This is a genomic window from Agreia sp. Leaf283 (assembly GCF_001422485.1).
In the GTDB taxonomy this organism is placed as follows: domain Bacteria; phylum Actinomycetota; class Actinomycetes; order Actinomycetales; family Microbacteriaceae; genus Agreia.
In genome coordinates, this window is sequence record NZ_LMNF01000002.1 from 739,458 (window position 1) to 757,055 (window position 17,598).

A 17,598-nucleotide genomic window follows, 5' to 3' on the forward strand; every position below is an offset into this window, starting at 1 on the left:
CGGCGGCTACTGAGCGCCGGGCAGGTCGCGGGCCGCGTGGCCTAAGTAGAGCTGCTGCGGGCGGCCGATCTTGGTCTGCGGGTCAGAGGTCATCTCGCGCCAGTGGGCGATCCAGCCGGGCAGTCTGCCGATGGCGAACAGCACGGTGAACATGCGCGTCGGGAATCCCATCGCCTTGTAGATGACGCCGGTGTAGAAGTCGACGTTCGGGTAGAGGCGACGCTCCCTGAAGTAGTCGTCGGCGAGGGCGATCTGTTCGAGTTCCTTCGCGATCTCGAGCAGGTCGTCGTGCACTCCGAGCGCTTCGAGCACCTCGTCGGCGCTCTCCTTCACGAGCTTGGCCCGCGGGTCGTAGTTCTTGTAGACACGGTGCCCGAAGCCCATGAGCTTCACGCCGGCCTCTTTGTTCTTGACACGCTCCACGTACTTGGCGACGCCTTCGCCAGACGCCTGGATGTCTCCGAGCATGCTCAGCACGGCCTCGTTCGCGCCGCCGTGAAGGGGGCCGAAGAGCGCGTTGATGCCGGCCGAGATCGACGCGAACATGTTGGCCTGGGTCGAACCGACGAGCCGCACGGTCGACGTCGACGCGTTCTGCTCGTGGTCGGCGTGGAGGATGAGGAGTCGCTCGAGAGCGCTCGACACCACGGGGTTCACCTCGTACGGCTCGGCCATGGTGCCGAAGTTGAGTCGCAGGAAGTTGTCGACGAAGCTCAGGCTGTTGTCGGGATAGAGGAAGGCCTGGCCGACGCTCTTCTTGTGCGCGTAGGCCGCCATCACGGGCATCTTCGCGAGGAGGCGCATCGTCGAGATCTCGACGTGCTCGGGGTTCGTGGGGTCGAGCGAGTCCTGGTAGTACGTCGAGAGCGCCGAGACGCCGCTCGAGAGCACCGACATGGGGTGCGCCTGATGGGGCAGCCCGTCGAAGAACCGCTTCAGGTCTTCGTGCAGCAGGGTGTGACGGCGGATGCGCCTGTCGAAGTCGTCGAGTTCGCTCTCGGTCGGAATCTCGCCGTAGATGAGCAGCCAGGCGACCTCGAGGAAGCTGAGGCCCTTGGCCACCTGCTCGATCGGGTACCCGCGGTAGCGCAGGATTCCCTGGTCGCCGTCGATGTAGGTGATGTTCGACTTCGTCGCGGCCGTGTTGACGAACCCGTAGTCGAGCGTCGTCATGCCCGTCTGCTTGGTGAAGGTCGACAGATCGATGGAGGACGCTCCGTCGACGCTGTCGAGAATGGGGAAATCGGCGGTGCCCCCGGGAAAGGAGAGAGTCGCCTTGCGGGGTTCTGCTGCTTCGGGGTGTGATGCTGAATTGTTCTGCCCGACGTCGGTCACGGCGCCTCCTGACGAGTGTTCCTGCCTGATGGTAAGTGGCGGGACGCTAGACGCAGGATGTGTGACCCCGGACCGCGTTGACCCTCCTACAGCCTAGGGCGAAATGGGGGCAACCATGACATCCACACGCAACCGCCGGTTGTCGTTGGAGGATGCCGACAAGGCCACAGCTCAGGCGAGGCGTGCGGCGGCGGCCGCGATCCTCTCGTCTGTCGCGGTGAGCGAGAGCCTCACGTGCTGGGGGAAATGCTCGCCGTAGAAGGGCCCCGGCCCGGCCAGGATGCCGAGCTCGGCCAGCTCGCCGATGGTCTGCCAGGCGTCGACGCCCTTCGTGCCCCACAGGTAGAGGCCGGCCTCACTTCGGTCGATGCGCATGCCGAAGTCGACCAGCGCGGGCCGCAGAACGCTGCGACGCGACCGATAGAGCTCCTTCTGCGCCGAGACGTGCTCGTCATCGGACAGGGCCGCGATCATCGCAGCCTGCACGGGAGCAGGAGGCATCATGCCCGCATGCTTGCGCACCGTGAGCAGACGGTCGATCAGGCGGGAGTCTCCGGCCACGAACGCCGCCCGGTATCCGGCCAGGTTCGACTGCTTGCTGAGCGAGTACACCGCGAGCAGCCCGGAGCGATCACCCGCGGTCACCCGGGGGTCGAGCACGCTCGGAACCAGGTCGTTCTGCCACGGCCCGTCCCAGCCCAGCTCGGCGTAGCACTCGTCGCTCGCGACGACCGCGCCCAGCTCGCGCGCCCGCGCGACCGCCCGTGCCAGGCCGTCGACATCCAGCACGGCGCCGTCGGGATTGCCCGGCGAATTCAGCCACACGAGACGTGTCTCGGCGGGCCAGTCGGCCGGGTCGTCGGATGCGACGGCGCGAGCGCCCGCGATCGTCGCCCCCACCGCATAGGTCGGATAGGCGGCCCGAGGATGCACGACGACGTCGCCCTCGCCGAGGCCGAGCATCAGAGGGAGCCACGCCACGAGCTCCTTCGATCCGATCGTGGGCAGCACCTCGTGGTCGGAGAGGCCCGGCACACCACGACGACGGGCGAACCACCGCGACACGACCGCTCGCAGTTCAGGCGTGCCCGCCGTCTGGGGGTAGGAGTGCGCGTCGGTCGCCGATGCCAGCGCCTCGCGCACCCTGTCGGGCGTCGGGTCGACGGGCGAGCCGATCGACAGGTCGACGATGCCGTCGGGATGACGCCGGGCCGTCTCGGCGTACGGCCGCATGGCGTCCCACGGGTAGTCGGGAAGCGCGCCGAGGGCCACTTACTGCTCGCCGTGCGACTGCGCGGGAAGGGCTGCGATCAATGGATGATCCTTGGCGATGACTCCGACCTTGGCCGCGCCACCCGGGGAGCCGAGGTCGTCGAAGAACTCGACGTTGGCCTTGTAGTAGTCGGCCCATTCTTCGGGGAGGTCGTCTTCGTAGTAGATGGCCTCGACGGGGCAGACGGGCTCGCACGCACCGCAGTCGACGCATTCGTCGGGGTGGATGTAGAGCGAGCGTTCACCCTCGTAGATGCAGTCGACCGGACATTCGTCGATACAGGCCCGGTCTTTGACGTCGACACAGGGCAGGGCGATGACGTAGGTCACAGTGCGTTCGTTCCCTTCATGCCGCACAGAAGTTGGTGCGACTGCATAAGTCTAATTCTTCCCGAACCGCGGCCATGCGAGCACCAGGAGTGCGATGACCGTGGGCGCGAAGGTCCAGACGACACCGAGCGCGTTGCCCGGCACCAGAATCGATCCGCCTGCGCTGGGCTGCGACAGGAGGAAGATCGTGACGACGATGCCGAAGGCCGCCACGATGGCCGTCGTTCTGGTGCGCAGAACGAGACGGAGGCCGACGAGCAGAAGGAGGACCGCAGGGAGGGCCACGATCAGGCCGATGGGAAGGCTGAACCCGGGCGTGATCGTCCACGTGGACTGGCTCACCGCCGTGCCCATGACTCCGAAGAGCACGCCGAGGCCGAGGCCGACCACCCACGACACGATTCGCGACGACAGGGTCTCGGGGGTCGCCACGCGGTGCTGCTCAGGCTGTGCTTCGATCACCCGTCAAGACTATCCGCGCCAGGCTGGGAGCTTCGCCGGTCGCCCGCCTCGCTATCATGATCGACACGACCGGAAAAGGGTGCTCGATGTCGAACCGATCCAGCCAGGCTGCCGCGAATCCCGAGAGGGAATCCGTCGACGTCGTCGAACTCGCCGCCCGCAGCAAGCGCGACCTCGTGGTCGACCTCGCCCGGGTCTTCTGCGTCTTCGCGGTCGTGATGATGCACTCCCTGATGGTCGGCCTCCATCGAGACGGAGACACGATCGGGCAGATCAACCCGCTGCAGACGAAGGAGTGGTTCGCCCTCGCCACCTGGGTCGGCCAGATCATGCCCCTCTTCTTCGTCGTCGGCGGGTTCGCCGGTGCCGTGTCGTGGAGAAGCGCGATGCGCCGGGGCACGTCGCCCGCCGAGTTCCTGCGCGCACGCCTGGTGCGCCTGCTCAGGCCCGCTCTCCCCCTTCTCGTCTTCCTCACGGTCGTGCTCTGGGTGCTCGTCGTCGCCGGCGTCGATCGCGGACTCGTCGATGTCGTGTCGACCGGAGTGGGCATGCCGCTCTGGTTTCTCGCGGCGTACATCTCATGCCAGGCGTTCCTGCCGATCGTCCATCGCGCGCACGCCTCCCACCCCGCCCTGACGATCGGCTCGCTCGTCGGCCTGTCCGCGATCGTCGACGCCGCACGCATCCTGAGCGGTGTGCAGGAGATCGGCCTGATCAACCTGGTCTTCGTCTGGCTCGCAGTGCAGCAGCTCGGCTTCTTCTACGCAGACGGCTGGTTCGCGCGTCGCGTCCGCTGGCAACTGCTCGCCGGGGCCGCGGCAAGCTACGGAGTCCTCGCGGCGCTGACGTATGGACTCGACCTCTATCCGGTCGACATGCTGACCAACCTCAATCCCGCGACCGTGCCCCTGATCCTCCTCGGCGTCGCCCAGGTGTGCATCCTCCACCTCCTCTATCCCGCGCTCCGCGTGGCGATGACCCTCAAGCCCGTGCTCATCGCGACGTTCTTCGTCGGCAGCCGCGCGATGACCATCTACCTGTGGCACCTGCCGATCATCGTGGCGCTCAGCGGCGCCCTCTTCCTCAGCGGATGGGTCGACAGCGAGCCGGGCAGCGGCGTCTGGTGGGCGACCCGACCCCTGTTCGTGCTCGCCGTCTGGGCGATCCTCGCGGCGCTCAGCCTCGGCGTCGCACGCTGGGAGCGCCCTCCGACACCCGCCCCGCCGGGCTCCCGCACCCCCGGGGCCGTGCGCATCCGGATCGCCGCAGTGATCTCGTTCGCCGTGTTCGCGGCGGAGATCCAATGGGGTCTCAGCCTTCTCCTGCTCACCCTGACGACAGCGGTCATCGCGGTCGCCCTGAGGCTCGTCAGCACCGACCGCGCAGTCACGGCCGATCTCCAGCGGAGCTGACTGGACACGGCGACACCTGAAGAGTTACAGTCAGATCCGGTAAGGCAAGCCTTACCGAATCTCCGAGTCGACCAGAGTGGGCCGCCTCCTCCCCTCGGCGCGGATCGCGCCGCCTCAAACTAAGGTCCTGCCTTTGCTCGCGAACTTTCTCATCGGCCTGCGTGAGGGACTCGAAGCGGCGCTGGTCGTCGGCATCCTGATCGCCTACGTCGTGAAGATCCGACGTCGCGATGTGCTGAAGCGCATCTGGCTGGGCGTGGCACTGGCCGTGCTGGTTTCGCTCTCGCTCGGCGCGATCCTCACCTTCGGCACCTACGGCCTCTCGTTCGAGGCGCAGGAGGCCATCGGCGGTTCCCTGTCGATCATCGCGACGATCTTCGTGACGTGGATGGTCTTCTGGATGCTCCGCACCTCGAAGAACCTGAAGCACCACCTCCAGCACGATGTCGACCAGCACCTCGAGGGCGCCGGATGGGGCCTCGTTCTCGTCGCATTCCTCGCCGTCGGCCGCGAAGGCATCGAGACGGCCCTGTTCATCTGGGCCGCCGTGCAGGCAACGGGGTCGACCACGCTTCCCCTCGTCGGAGCCGCCCTCGGCATCGTCGTCGCGGTTCTGCTCGGATGGCTCATCAACCGCGGGCTGGTGCGCATAAACCTGTCGAAGTTCTTCGCCTGGTCGGGTGCCGTGCTGATCGTGGTCGCCGGGGGTGTGCTCTCCTACGGCGTGCACGACCTTCAGGAGGCGGGCATCCTCCCCGGCCTGCACAGTCTGGCCTTCGACGTCTCGGCCGCGATCCCGCCCGACAGCTGGTACGGAACCCTGCTAAAGGGAACCGTCAACTTCTCCCCCGCCACGACGTGGTTCGAGGCCGCCGCCTGGGTGCTCTACGTCGTTCCCACGATGATCGTCTTCCTCCGCGCCGTCGCCCGCAAGGCGCCCGCGGCACAGGTTCCCTCTTCTGACAGCAGCAGCACTGCCCGACCAACCCCCCAAGGAGCCCGGTGAAAGCCACAGCAGTAATCACGACGATCGGCGCCGCAGCGACCCTGCTGGCACTCACCGGCTGCGTGCCCAACGCGTCGCCATCCGATTCGGCCGCCATCACGGTCGACTCGAGCGCCGACGCCTGCACGGTCAGCACCAACACGGCGTCCAGCGGAACGCTGCGCTTCGAGGTCACGAACTCCGGCGACCAGGTGACCGAGTTCTATCTGCTCGCGGATGACGGCCTGCGCATCGTCGGAGAGGTCGAGAACGTCGGCCCCGGCATCTCGCGCGACCTCGTCGTACAGGCCCAGCCCGGCGACTACTTCACCGTCTGCAAGCCGGGAATGATCGGAGACGGCATCGGAAACGCCGCCTTCGCGGTCACCGGCGACAAGGTGAAGCTCGCGGGCGACGAGCAGGAGCAGGTCGACGCGGCCGCCACGAACTACGTCGCCTACATCAAGGACCAGGTGGCGCAGCTCGTCACCGGAACCGACACCTTCCTCGCCGCCTACCTGGCCGGCGACGACGAGACGGCTCGCGCGACCTACGCCACCACCAGGGCCAACTACGAGCGCATCGAGCCCGTGGCCGAGTCGTTCGGCGACCTCGACCCGGAGATCGACTTCCGCGAGGCCGACGTGGCGCCCGACGACGAGTGGACCGGCTGGCACCGCATCGAGAAGGACCTGTTCCCGCCGGCAGCGGCCGACAACGGGGGCGTGGAGTACGTCGCGCTCACCCCCGAGGAGCGCAGCTACTACGCCGACAAGCTGAAAGAGAACACCCAGCAGCTCTATGACGCCGTGCACGCGAGCGACTACACGGTCACCATCGACGCCATCTCGAACGGCGCGATCGGCCTGCTCGAAGAGGTCGCGAGCGGCAAGATCACCGGAGAAGAGGAGATCTGGTCGCACACCGATCTCTGGGACTTCCAGGCCAACCTCGAGGGCGCACGAGTCGCCTACGAGGGCGTGCGCGACATCGTCGAGACGAAGGACCCGGAGCTCGTGAAGACCCTCGACACCCGCTTCGGCGACCTGGAACAGCAGCTCGCCGCCTACGGCAGCCTCGACAAGGGCTTCGTCTACTACGACGAGCTCACCCCCGCCCAGGTGAAGGAACTGGCCGACGGCGTCAACTCGCTGAGCGAGCCGCTCAGCGAGCTCACCTCCACCCTCGTCGGCTAGGACACATGACAGACGACTCCCTCGTAGACGGCACGGCGCCGGCCGCCCCGCAGAAGCTCTCTCGACGAGGGCTTCTCGGACTGGCCGGCGCCGGGGTCGTGGGTCTCGGCGTCGGCGTGGCTGGCGACCGCGGTGTTCTCGCTGCGACCGCGTCGGCCGGTGGATCGACCACGGGCGGCACGAGCTACCCGTTCTACGGCGAGCACCAATCCGGCATCGTCACGCCCGCCCAGGACCGACTGCACTTCGCGGCGTTCGACATGTCGTCGACGGCCACGAGGGCCGACCTGATCGAGTTGCTTCAGGACTGGAGCACCGCCGCAGCACTCATGTGCCAGGGCAAGCCCGTGGGCGAGTTCGGCGCGGTCGACGGTCCATACGACGCTCCCCCGCAAGACACGGGAGAGGCCCTCGACCTTCCGACAGGCGGCCTCACGATCACCATCGGCTTCGGCCCGACCCTCTTCGTCGACGCGTCCGGCGCCGACCGCTTCGGCATCGCGTCGAAGCAGCCGGCCGAGCTGACCGAGCTTCCACACTTTCCCGCCGACGATCTCGATGCGCAGCGAACGGGCGGGGACCTGTGCATCCAGGCCTGCTCCGACGACCCGCAGATCGCCGTGCACGCAATCCGCAATCTGTCGCGCATCGCCTTCGGCCGGGCGAGTCTTCGCTGGTCTCAGCTGGGCTTCGGCCGCACCTCGTCGACGAGCACGGCGCAGGTCACCCCGCGCAACCTGTTCGGATTCAAGGACGGCACCGCGAACATCAAGGCCGAGGAGCCAGGCAAGGTGTCGAAGTCGGTCTGGGTGGGCTCGTCCGACGCGCCCGCCTGGATGACCGGCGGCTCCTACCTCGTCGCCCGACGCATCCGCATGACCATCGAGACGTGGGACAGGACGGCCCTCAGCGAGCAGGAGAAGATCATCGGGCGGACCAAGGGCGAGGGGGCTCCCCTCTCCGGAGGAAAGGAGTTCACGGCCCCTGACTTCTCGGTTCTCGGTCGTGCCGACAAGCCGCTCATCGACGCTGATTCGCATGTGCGGCTCGCGCATCCCGATTCGAACGCGGGCAGCGAGATCCTGCGCCGCGGCTACAACTTCGTCGACGGCAACGACAGCCTCGGACGACTCGACGCCGGCCTGTTCTTCATCAGCTACCAGCGCTCTCCGCAGCAGTTCATCGGCATTCAGATGAACCTGGCGAAGAACGACCTGATGAACGAGTACATCCGGCATGTCGGGTCGGGGCTCTTCGCCGTTCCTCCCGGCGCCAAACAGGGATCCTACGTCGGCGCCGGGCTCTTCTCCTAGCGATATCCCGCGTTAACGAGCTCGTTCCCTGAGCCTGTCGAGGTGACAGACCCAGGGAACGGTCGGGTTGTGCTAGTTCTTGCCCTGGTTGGCGCGCTTGAGGTTGGCCGTCGCGCGGGCGCGGGCGTTGGAGTCGAGCTCCACCTTGCGGATGCGCACGAACTCGGGCGTCACCTCGACGCACTCGTCTTCGCGGGCGAACTCGAGGCTCTCTTCGAGGGTGAGCTTGCGCGACGGGGTCATGCGCTCGAACGTGTCAGACGTCGACTGGCGCATGTTCGTGAGCTGCTTCTCCTTCGTGATGTTCACGTCCATGTCGTCGGCGCGCGAGTTCTCGCCGATGACCATGCCCTCGTAGACCTCCTGCGTCGGCTCCACGAAGAAGCTCATGCGCTCCTGCAGGTTGACGATCGAGAAGGGCGTGACCACGCCGGAACGGTCGGCCACGATCGAACCGTTGTTGCGGGTGACGATCGGACCGGTCCAGGGGCCGTAGCCGTGCGAGATCGCGTTGGCGATGCCGGTGCCGCGGGTAGTGGTGAGGAACTCGGTGCGGAAGCCGATGAGGCCGCGCGACGGAACGATGAACTCCATGCGCACCCAGCCGGTGCCGTGGTTCGACATGCCGTCCATGACGCCCTTGCGGGCGGCGAGGAGCTGGGTGATCGCACCGAGGTACTCTTCCGGAGCGTCGATGGTGAGGTGCTCCATCGGCTCGTGGGTCTTGCCGTCGACCTGCTTCGTGACGACCTGCGGCTTGCCCACGGTGAGTTCGTAGCCCTCACGACGCATCTGCTCGACCAGGATGGCCAGGGCGAGTTCTCCACGGCCCTGCACCTCCCATGCGGCGGGGTTTCCGATGTCGACGATCTTGAGCGAGACGTTACCCACGAGTTCGCGGTCGAGGCGGTCCTTCACCATGCGGGCGGTGAGCTTGTGGCCCTTGACCTTGCCGACGAGGGGCGAGGTGTTGGTGCCGATGGTCATCGAGATGGCCGGGTCGTCGACCGTGATGGTCGGCAGGGGGCGCACGTCATCCGGGTCGGCGAGGGTCTCACCGATGGTGATCTCCTCGATGCCGGCGACCGCGACGATGTCACCGGGGCCCGCGCTGTCGACGGGGTACCGCGTGAGCGCCTTCGTCATGAGCAGTTCAGTGAGCTTGACGTTCTGCACGGAGCCGTCGTGACGAACCCAGGCGACCTGCTGACCCTTCTTGATGTTGCCGTTGAAGATACGCAGCAGCGCGAGACGGCCGAGGAACGGCGACGCGTCGAGGTTGGTGACGTGGGCCTGCAGGGGGTGCTCGTCGTCGTACTTCGGAGCGGGAACGTGGGTGAGGATGGCCTCGAACAGGGGCTCGAGGTCGTCGTTGTCGGGCAGCTCGCCGTTGGCGGGCTTGTTGATGCTCGCAGCGCCGTTGCGGCCGGATGCGTAGACGACCGGCACATCGAGGATGGCGTCGAGGTCGAGGTCGGGAACGTCGTCGGCCATGTCGCTGGCGAGGCCGAGGAGCAGGTCCTGGCTCTCCGCGACGACCTCGTCGATGCGCGCATCGGGTCGGTCGGTCTTGTTGACCAGCAGGATGACGGGCAGCTTGGCCTCGAGCGCCTTGCGCAGCACGAAGCGGGTCTGCGGAAGCGGGCCCTCGCTAGCGTCGACGAGCAGAACGACGCCGTCGACCATCGACAGGCCGCGCTCGACCTCGCCGCCGAAGTCGGCGTGGCCCGGGGTGTCGATCACGTTGATGACGATGGGGCCGCCGGCCCCGTGCTCGGGCGCGTGAATACCGTTGTATGTGACAGCGGTGTTCTTCGCGAGGATCGTGATGCCCTTCTCGCGCTCGAGGTCGTTCGAGTCCATCATGCGGTCGTCGCCTTCGAAGTGGGCGTCGAACGAGTTGGTCTGCTTGAGCATGGCGTCGACGAGTGTCGTCTTGCCGTGGTCGACGTGGGCGACGATTGCGACGTTGCGCAAGTCGGCGCGGGTGGCTTCAGCCATGGAAAAAGTCCTTGAGGATCGGGATGAACCCGAAAGTCGACGGGCTCTTATTAGCGTGGGATATCGGGCGACAACGCCCTGAACGGCTAGACGCCCAGGGGTATGTTGGCCCCGGGAATGGCATCAAGCAACTCTTTAGTATATTCCTCACGCGGGTTTCCGAACACCTCATCGGTTGTCGCGGCCTCCACGATGCGCCCCGACTTCATCACGCTGACGTTGTCGGCGATCACTCTGACCACCGCCAGATCGTGTGTGATGAAGAGGTAGGTCAGCCCCAGCTCGGCCTGCAGGTCGCTGAGAAGCTGCAGGATCTGAGCCTGCACCAGCACGTCGAGCGCCGATACCGCCTCGTCGAGGATGACGATCTCGGGCTTCAGCGCCAGGGCGCGAGCGATGGCGACGCGCTGGCGCTGGCCACCGGAGAGCTCGTTCGGGTACCGGGTCACCAGGGCTTTGGGAAGGGCCACCTGGTCGAGAAGCTCGTCGACCCGAGCGCGCCTGGACTTCTTGTCGCCAACGTTGAAGACGCCCAGCGGCTCGGCGATCGTGTTGCCGATGTTGCGCAGCGGGTCGAGCGAGCCGTACGGGTCCTGGAAGACCGGCTGCATCTTGCGACGCAGTGCCAGTAGGCTCTTGCCCTTCATCGGTGCAGTGTCGGTGCCGTCGATGCGGATCTCGCCGCTTGTGGCCTCTTCGAGGCGCAGCAGCAGCTTGGCGACGGTCGACTTGCCCGAACCGGACTCCCCCACCAGCGCCATCGTCGTGCCCTTGGCGATCTGGAAGTTGACTCCGTCGACGGCCTTGAGCGTCGAGCCCGATCCCTTGCCACCACGGATCTTGTACACCTTCGTCAGGTCCCTGACCTCGATGGCGATCGGAGCAGAGTCGACGGCGGCGTGCGCATCGACCCGTGATTCGGCGGCCGCGATCAGGTCGACGCCCTCGGTGACCCGAGTCGCTTCGTAGCCGAGGTCCTCCAGCGGCTTCGAAGCCGACTGGATGCGTCGGGAGGCGAGGCTGGGGGCGGCGGCGACGAGTCGCTGCGTGTAGGGGTGGATCGGGTTCTGCAGGATCTCCCGCGAGGGGCCCGACTCGACGACCTTGCCCTTGTACATGACCACGAGCTGCTCGGCGCGCTCGGCGGCGAGGCCGAGGTCGTGCGTGATGAAGAGCAGGGCGGTGCCGCTCTCCCGCGTCAGCTTCTCGAGGTGGTCGAGGATGCGGCGCTGCACGGTGACGTCGAGCGCCGAGGTGGGCTCGTCGGCGATGAGCAGCTTCGGATCGGAGCTGAGGCCCATTCCGATGAGCACGCGCTGCCGCATACCTCCCGAGAACTGGTGGGGGAACTGCTTGAGCCGCTTGTCGGCATCCGACAGACCGGCCTCGCTCAGCACCTGGATGGCGCGTTTCTTGACGTCCTGCTTGCCCGTGGCGATGCCGTTCGCGCGAATGGCCTCCTCGACCTGGAAACCCACGCTCCACACCGGGTTGAGGTTCGACATCGGGTCCTGGGGAACGAAGCCGATCTTCCTTCCGCGGATCTCCTCCATCTGCTTCTCGTCGAGAGCTGCGATGTTGCGCCCCTCGAAGAGGACCTCACCGCCGGTGATGCGGCCGGAACCGGGAAGGAGGTTGATGATCGCGTGAGCCGTCGTGGACTTGCCCGATCCGGACTCGCCGACGATGGCCAGGGTCTTGCCGGGCATCAGCGTGATGTTCACGCCGTCGACGGCGGTGACCTCGCCGCGCTGAGTGCGGAATCCCACCTGCAGGTTTTTGATCTCGAGCAGCGGAGTGATCGAGTCGCGGTCGATCGGTGAAGTGGATGCGTCGGTGGCGGTCATCGGAGCGCCCTCGCTTTCGGGTCGAGTGCGTCTCTCACGACTTCGCCCATGAGGATGAAGCTGAAGACCGTGATGGAGAGGGCGAGTGAGGGCCAGATCAGAGTCTGGGGGTGCACGCGGATGTCTCGCTGGGCCTGGTTGATGTCATTACCCCACGACATGATCGTGCCACCGAGTCCGACACCGAGGAACGACAGGGTCGCCTCGGCGACGATGGCCGCCGCCAGGGAGATGGTCGTGATGGCGATGACAGGTGCGATGGAGTTGGGCAGCACGTGGCGCAGCAGGATCTTGATCTTGGACACGCCCAGCGCCTCGGACGCCGTGATGTAGTCGGACTGCTTGACCCGGAGGATCTCGGCGCGGAGGACGCGCGCCGTCGACGGCCAGGCGAAGAGGCCGATCGCGAGCGAGATGGTCCAGATGCTGCGGTACTGCGACAGCACCGACATGATGACGACGGCGGCGAGGATGTAGGGAATCGAGAAGAAGATGTCGCCTACGCGGGAGAGCGTCGCGTCGATCCATCCGCCGTAGAAACCGGCGAACGCTCCGAAGAGCAGTCCCAGCACGGTCGTCAGCAGGATGACGATGAAACCGACCGAGATCGACGTCGAGGTGCCGAAGATGATGCGGGCGTACACGTCGCATCCGAGCTTCGTGAAACCGAGGGGATGTCCTGCGGTCGGATCGCCGTTGCTGAGCGACAGATCGCACTTCTCGGTGAACGGATTGACCGGCGAGAACACCGATGGCAGGAGCGCGACGACGATGATCAGCAGGATGAGAAGACCCGAGATCCAGAAGATCGGACGGCGTCGGGCATCCCGCCACGCGTCGATCCACAGGTTGGACGGCTTCTCGTCGACCTTGACCGCATCGATCGCGACGAGGGGCGTTTCTTCGAGCGGCGCCACGAAATGACGGGGCCGGGTTTCAGGAGTGTTATTTGACAAGGCGGATCCTCGGATCGAGCAGGCCGTACAGGAGGTCGACAACGAGATTGACGACAAGGTAGAGGAGAACCATCACGGTGACGAACGAAACGACGGTCGGTCCCTCGCCGCGGATGATGGCCTGATAGAGGGTGTTTCCCACGCCGGGGACATTGAAGATTCCCTCGGTGACGGTCGCTCCGACCAGAAGCACACCGAAGTCTGTCGCAAGGTAGGTGACCACCGGGATGAGCGAGTTCCGCAGGATGTGCACGGGCACGATCCGCTTGCGGCTCAGTCCCTTGCTGTAGGCGGTGCGCACGAAGTCGAGGCCGCTCGTCTCGATCACCGATGACCGAGTGAGGCGCACGATCTGCGCGAAGCTGACGCTGGCGAGAACGATCGCGGGCAGGATGAGATCTTGCAGCGGCGCTCCCGGGCCGACGGTCGTTCGCGCCCAGCCGAGCTGCACGCCGAAGACGAACTGCGCGACATAGGCGATCACGAAGATCGGAAGCGAGATCAGAATCAGGCTCACGACGAGAGCGCTCGAGTCGAAGAGCTTTCCCTTGCGCAGACCCGAGACAAGACCCACGGCGATGCCTGCCACCGACTGGAAGATCAGGGCGAGCACGGCGAGACGGATCGTGACGGGGAACGTGCGGGCGAGGATCTGCGTGACCGGCTCACCCGAGAAGGAGGTGCCGAAGTCGCCGCGGAAGATGCCGCCGATGTACAGGAAGTACTGCACGATGAAGGGCTGGTCGAGGTGGTACTGCTGCCGCAGCTGTTCGATCACCGCGGGGTTCGGCGTCTTGTCGCCGAAGAGCGCCACGATCGGGTCGCCGGGCATGGCGAACACCATGAAGTAGATGAGGAAGGTCGTCCCGAAGAAGACGGGAATCGCCTGAAGTACGCGTCTGAAGATATATCCGGCCATGGTCTGCTCACATCACCGGTTCAAGCTGGTTGCACATTCGAGTTGAGACACCTAACTGTTACGTAGCCGCACGCGCTGGTGTACAGATTACGTCAGCGCGTGCGTGGGGCGGCAGCGAAGTCGCTGCCGCCCCACGGGGAAGGGTTAGAGACTAGCCCTTGGTGATCTCATAGAACAGCGGAACGGAGTTCCAGCCGAAGGTCACGTTAGACACGTCGGTGCCATAGCCACCGGTGACGTTCGAGTACCACAGCGGGATCGCCGGCAGGTCCTTCAGCAGGATCTCCTGAGCGTCCTGGAAGTCCTTGTTCGCCGTGTCGACGTCGGTCTCCGAGGAGCCCTTCGCCAGCAGTGCGTCGAAGTCGGGGTTCGAGTAGTCACCGTCGTTCGACCCGGCGTCGGTCGCGTAGATCGGGCCGAGGAAGTTGAACAGACCGGGGTAGTCGGCCTGCCATCCGGTGCGGAACGCGGTCTGGATGGAGCGGTCGGTGATGGCCGTGCGGACCTCGGCGAACGTCGGGGACGGAGCGCCGGAGGCGTCGATTCCCAGCGTGTTCTTGATGCTGTTCGATACGGCGTCGACCCAGCCCTGGTGTCCACCATCGGCGTTGTACGCGATCTGGAACGTTCCCGACCACGGCGAGATGGCGTCGGCCTGGGCCCACAGCTTCACTGCCTCGTCGGGGTTGTAGGCCAGAACGTCTGCACCCTCGAGCTTGTCGGTCCAGCCGTCGATGACGGGCGACGTGAAGTCGCTCGCCGGCGTGCGGGTTCCCTCGAAGATCACCTTGGTGATCTCCTCGCGGTTGATCGACATCGAGATGGCCGCGCGACGGAGCTTGCCTTCCTCACCGTCGAAGTGGGGCAGACGAGCCGGGATCGTGAACGACTGGAACACGGCCGCGGCCTGGTTCACGGCACGGTCACCGAGGTCGGACTCGAACGTCTGGTACGCGCTGTCAGGAACGGCGTCGAGGACGTCGAGGTTGCCACCCTGGAGATCGGCGTAGGCCGCATCCTGGGTCGCGTAGAAGACGATGCTCAGGCCGCCGTTCTTGGGAACGCGCCCTCCGTCGTAGTCGGGGTTGACGACGAGGTCGATCTTCTCGTTGTGCTTCCAGGCGCCTTCACCGGCCAGCATGTACGGGCCGTTGCCGATCGGGTTCTCGCCGAAGGCAGCCATGTCTTCGAAGGCCGTCTTGGGAAGCGGGTAGAACGCCGAGTAGCCGAGACGCAGCGGGAAGTCGGACTTCGGGCTGGTGAGGGCGACGGTGAACGTGGTGTCGTCGACGACCTTCAGGCCGGTGAGGGGGCTGTCGGCGTCGTAGCTGAAGCCCTCGATGTCCTCGAAGAAGTAGCTGGAGAGCTGCGCGTTCGACAGGAGCGCGCCGTACTGCCATGCGTCGACGAAGGAGGTCGCATCGACCGGGTCACCGTTGGTGAACTTCAGGCCGGGCTTGATCTTGATCGTGTAGTTCTGCGCGTCATCGGTCTCGATGGACTCGGCGACGTCATTGACCGGCGCACCCTTGGCGTCGTAGTAGACCAGGCCCGCGAAGATCTCGTCGAGGATCTTGCCGCCACCGACCTCATTGGTGTTGGTGGGGATCAGCGGGTTCTGCGGCTCGGAGCCGTTGGCCGTGATGATCGAGGTGTTGCTGCCGCTCGTGCTGGGCGTGTCTCCGCCTGTTGAGCAACCGGTCAGCACAAGAGCGCTGGCCGCGGCAAGGGCAAGAGCCCCGATGCCAATGCGTCTGATTTTCAATTTTCCTCCTGAGGACTTTCCTGGGCTGCCGGAGACCCCGTTGAAACTGCTGCACGGGGCACCCGAAAGGTGATCAGTCGCGTGGCTGACTACCCAGTACCCTAAAAGGGGGCTGGACTCTGACCAAATTCACCGGCGAAAAGTTACAGACTAGAAACGTAGAATCTGCATTCGTTGTGCCAAACGCACACAATTCCCTATGAATGCGCCTTCCGACGCAAGAAAGTGCAGTCATGGTTCAGGCTCCCCCGACAGACTGGCCCGCTCTTCGCCGAAAGCGCCTCGGCTGGGAGATCGCGATCGTGCTCGGCCTGTCTCTCGGAGCCTCTGCGGTCTACTCGATCGTGAGCATCGTGGCCAAGCTCACGGCCGACACCTCGCTCGCAAGCCAGTCGACCAGCCTCAACGCCGCTCAGAGCACCAGGGAGTGGCTCGACTTCACCTACCAGTCGCTGGCGATCTTCTTCGATCTCGTGCCCGTGTTCCTCGTCTTCTATCTCCTGGCGATCTCCGGCGGCAATCCGTTCCGACGACTCGGCTTCGATCTGCACAGTCCCGCGCGAGACATCGGCCGTGGCCTGCTACTCGTGCTCGTGATCGGTGTGCCGGGAATCGCTCTCTATTTCGCCGGGCGTGCGGCCGGAATCACCGTGAACGTCGTGCCCGCACCCATCGACGCGTATTGGTGGACGGTGCCGATGCTGATCGCCTCCGCCCTCAGGGCGGCGCTCACCGAAGAGCTGATCGTCGTGGGCTACCTCTTCACGCGACTCAGACAGCTCGGCTGGGGCCGCTGGCAGATCATCCTGTCAGCGGCCGTGCTGCGCGGCAGCTACCACCTGTACCAGGGCATCGGGCCGTTCATCGGAAACGTCGTCATGGGAATCGTCTTCGGCTGGTGCTACACGCGCTGGGGGCGCACGATGCCGCTCGTGATCGCCCACTGGATCATCGACATCGCGTCGTTCGTCGGCTACGCCTGGGCCGTGGCGACGTTCCCCGGGCTCTTCCGACTGCCCTAGTCGTCTGACTTCGCGCTGTCGTCGGCGGAATCGTCGCCGCTGGCGATCGCGGGCCGACGGCGGGAGATCACCATGGCCACGACTCCGAGTGCCAGAACGACGACGGCACCGCCGCCGACGAGCGCGATGAGTCCCCAGTCGGTCGGCTGCCTCGTCGAGGCCGCGGTGCCCGTGGTGCCAGAGGTCGTCGGCTCGTCCGTGAACAGGGGCGCCGGCGCCTCGGTCGCCTCGGGGTGCGGGGTGACCTGGATCTTGACGACGGCGATGGCGGTGCCGTTCGACGAGGAGAACTTGCACACCATGCCCGAATCCCCGATGGGGAAGACGGTGCCCGAGACGACGGGAACGTCGACGATCATGCAGTCGCCCGCGGTGAGACCGAGCGGTACCACGGGGGCGAACTCGATCGGTGCGCCGTTCGCGTCGGCGGCTTCGGCCGTGATCGTGCCCGGCAGGATTCCCGAATCGGTGAGGTCGGCGCCTTCGACCTGTGCGTCGGTGAAGTTCGCACCCTCCAGGTTCGCGCCGGTGAAGTTCGCCGCCTGCAGCTTCGACCCGGAGAGGTTCGCGCCTGCCAGATTGGCCCCCATGAAGGCCGCCTGGCCCATGCTCGTCGCGCCGAAGTCGACGCCCGCGCACTGGCTGCCGCCCGCGGGCGCCCCGTCTGTGACCTGCTGCACGACGCATCCGCCCTCGTCGTAGAAGACCTCGGCACTTGCGGCCGCAGCAGGCCCGGCGACGAGCGCGAAAACACCCACCGCGGCGAGAATCAGGGACATTCGG

The 17,598-nt window shown here is 65.9% G+C and carries 15 protein-coding genes; 5 read left to right on the forward strand and 10 right to left on the reverse strand.

The genetic code is table 11. The annotated features are described in order from the left end of the window. Positions 1 to 6: 6 nt before the first annotated feature. The 4 genes from ASF51_RS12310 to ASF51_RS12325 form a co-directional block, all read right to left on the reverse strand. On the reverse strand, positions 7 to 1,335 hold the full coding sequence (locus tag ASF51_RS12310) for a citrate synthase (RefSeq protein ID WP_082479788.1): 1,329 nt from the start codon (positions 1,333 to 1,335) through the stop codon (positions 7 to 9). A 171-nt stretch (positions 1,336 to 1,506) separates the two neighbouring features. Beyond that, the gene (gene dapC / locus ASF51_RS12315) at positions 1,507 to 2,607 is read right to left on the reverse strand and encodes a succinyldiaminopimelate transaminase (protein WP_055929919.1); all 1,101 of its coding nucleotides are present in this window, start codon (positions 2,605 to 2,607) and stop codon (positions 1,507 to 1,509) included. Beyond that, complete coding sequence (gene fdxA / locus ASF51_RS12320) at positions 2,608 to 2,937, reverse strand: ferredoxin (RefSeq protein ID WP_055929922.1); 330 nt, start codon at positions 2,935 to 2,937, stop codon at positions 2,608 to 2,610. Positions 2,938 to 2,988: 51 nt separating this feature from the next. Beyond that, positions 2,989 to 3,399 carry a hypothetical protein gene (locus tag ASF51_RS12325; protein WP_157412133.1) on the reverse strand — a complete coding sequence of 137 codons (411 nt, stop codon included), beginning with the start codon at positions 3,397 to 3,399 and terminating at the stop codon, positions 2,989 to 2,991. A gap of 86 nt (positions 3,400 to 3,485) precedes the next feature. Here ASF51_RS12325 and ASF51_RS12330 point away from each other — a divergent pair, with 86 nt between their 5' ends. From ASF51_RS12330 to efeB, 4 genes are all read left to right on the forward strand, one after another. Continuing rightward, positions 3,486 to 4,811 carry an acyltransferase gene (locus ASF51_RS12330; RefSeq protein ID WP_055929926.1) on the forward strand — a complete coding sequence of 442 codons (1,326 nt, stop codon included), beginning with the start codon at positions 3,486 to 3,488 and terminating at the stop codon, positions 4,809 to 4,811. A 133-nt stretch (positions 4,812 to 4,944) separates the two neighbouring features. Beyond that, the gene (gene efeU / locus ASF51_RS12335; RefSeq protein ID WP_055929931.1) at positions 4,945 to 5,817 is read left to right on the forward strand and encodes an iron uptake transporter permease EfeU; all 873 of its coding nucleotides are present in this window, start codon (positions 4,945 to 4,947) and stop codon (positions 5,815 to 5,817) included. After that, positions 5,814 to 6,992, forward strand: a complete 1,179-nt coding sequence (gene efeO, locus ASF51_RS12340) for an iron uptake system protein EfeO (RefSeq protein WP_055929934.1) — start codon at positions 5,814 to 5,816, stop codon at positions 6,990 to 6,992. Before efeU ends, efeO begins: the two co-directional genes overlap by 4 nt. Before the next feature lie 5 nt (positions 6,993 to 6,997). Beyond that, entirely contained in the window at positions 6,998 to 8,305 is a 1,308-nt protein-coding gene (gene efeB / locus ASF51_RS12345; RefSeq protein ID WP_055929937.1) for an iron uptake transporter deferrochelatase/peroxidase subunit, read from the forward strand. Positions 8,306 to 8,377: 72 nt separating this feature from the next. Here efeB and typA read toward each other — a convergent pair whose 3' ends face one another. From typA to ASF51_RS12370, 5 genes are all read right to left on the reverse strand, one after another. Beyond that, on the reverse strand, positions 8,378 to 10,306 hold the full coding sequence (typA, locus tag ASF51_RS12350) for a translational GTPase TypA (RefSeq protein WP_055929940.1): 1,929 nt from the start codon (positions 10,304 to 10,306) through the stop codon (positions 8,378 to 8,380). 86 nt (positions 10,307 to 10,392) lie between these two features. Beyond that, complete coding sequence (locus tag ASF51_RS12355; RefSeq protein ID WP_055929944.1) at positions 10,393 to 12,153, reverse strand: ABC transporter ATP-binding protein; 1,761 nt, start codon at positions 12,151 to 12,153, stop codon at positions 10,393 to 10,395. Beyond that, complete coding sequence (locus ASF51_RS12360; protein ID WP_055929947.1) at positions 12,150 to 13,109, reverse strand: ABC transporter permease; 960 nt, start codon at positions 13,107 to 13,109, stop codon at positions 12,150 to 12,152. The genes ASF51_RS12355 and ASF51_RS12360 overlap by 4 nt, the downstream gene beginning before the upstream one ends. Continuing rightward, positions 13,099 to 14,028: an ABC transporter permease gene (locus ASF51_RS12365; protein WP_055929951.1), complete on the reverse strand. Its 930-nt coding sequence runs from the start codon at positions 14,026 to 14,028 to the stop codon at positions 13,099 to 13,101. Before ASF51_RS12365 ends, ASF51_RS12360 begins: the two co-directional genes overlap by 11 nt. 151 nt (positions 14,029 to 14,179) lie before the next feature. Beyond that, complete coding sequence (locus ASF51_RS12370; protein ID WP_055929954.1) at positions 14,180 to 15,793, reverse strand: ABC transporter substrate-binding protein; 1,614 nt, start codon at positions 15,791 to 15,793, stop codon at positions 14,180 to 14,182. Positions 15,794 to 16,026: 233 nt separating this feature from the next. On the opposite strand from ASF51_RS12370, the gene ASF51_RS12375 reads away from it, so the two are divergent. Next, entirely contained in the window at positions 16,027 to 16,815 is a 789-nt protein-coding gene (locus tag ASF51_RS12375; protein ID WP_055929957.1) for a CPBP family intramembrane glutamic endopeptidase, read from the forward strand. On the opposite strand, the gene ASF51_RS19420 is transcribed toward ASF51_RS12375, so the two are convergent. Next, entirely contained in the window at positions 16,812 to 17,594 is a 783-nt protein-coding gene (locus ASF51_RS19420) for a pentapeptide repeat-containing protein (RefSeq protein WP_055929961.1), read from the reverse strand. The two genes, ASF51_RS12375 and ASF51_RS19420, sit on opposite strands and share 4 nt — an antisense overlap. Between the last annotated feature and the right edge of the window lie 4 nt (positions 17,595 to 17,598).